General features: G+C 46.1%; 1 protein-coding gene and 1 pseudogene. Both read right to left on the reverse strand.

The genetic code is table 11. The features are described 5' to 3' along the window. A pseudogene (locus A3739_RS19330) lies at window positions 1–701 on the reverse strand (1-deoxy-D-xylulose-5-phosphate reductoisomerase); the annotation flags it as partial. Further along, window positions 698–1010, reverse strand: a 313-nt coding sequence (locus A3739_RS19335; protein ID WP_197472445.1) for a phosphatidate cytidylyltransferase, incomplete at its 5' end; no start/stop codon positions are given. The pseudogene A3739_RS19330 and the gene A3739_RS19335, both read right to left, overlap by 4 nt.

Consider the following 1010-nt stretch of genomic DNA (forward strand, 5'->3'; position numbering starts at 1 on the left):
CAAGCTTCAATCAACTCTAAACCTTTGTTCATAAGGCTTGCTGAATCGACTGATATTTTTCTACCCATTGACCAATTGGGATGAGTGCACGCTTGCTCTGGCGTTACCAACTCAAGCTGATGCCGATTGAAAGAACGGAACGGACCACCGGAAGCGGTCAATAATATTTGGGTTACTTCCGAACCAGGCTTATTCCCACACGCGTAGTTGTGCGGTAAGCACTGAAAAATCGCGTTATGCTCGCTATCGATAGGCAACAGGACACCATTGGACTCACGCACTGCATTCATGAGCAGCGATCCCGCCAACACGAGAGACTCTTTATTCGCTAAAAGAAGTTTTTTTCCTGACTGGGCCGCAGCAAAACTCGAAGATAAACCAGCCGCACCAACGATTGCAGCCATAACAATATCTACTTCATTATGGCTAGCGATAAATGTTAACGCGTCCGCCCCAAACAAAAGTTCCGTGTCGGTACTCGCATTTTTAAACGCCTCAACCGCATCAGCACGCACCTGCTCAGATGAAATAACGGCATACTTGGGCTTGTGAACCAAACACAGCTTTAGTAGCGCCCGCCAATCAGAATGTGCGCTTAGAGCAAATATTGAAAACTTCTCAGGGTGCTGCGCGCAAACATCTAACGTACTTAAACCAATAGAACCTGTCGCACCTAATACACAGACAGCTTCAGAACTCACTGACCACCCCAAGAGATCCAAGCAAAGCTATAAAGAAGTGCAGTTAGTACTGGAATACTAGCTGTAAGGCTATCGATACGATCAAGCACACCACCATGCCCAGGTAAAAGATTACTACTGTCTTTAATACACGCCTCACGCTTGAACATGCTCTCGGTCAAATCACCGAAAATCGAAATAATTGCGACCAACAAAGTAATAATGACAAGCTGAATTGTCATTGACGCACTTAAACCAAGATACGCTGAAGACGCTAACGCCAATAAAACCGTACAAGCCAATCCGCCCCATGCTCCCGCCCAGCTTTTA

The organism is Oleiphilus sp. HI0067 (assembly GCF_001635735.1).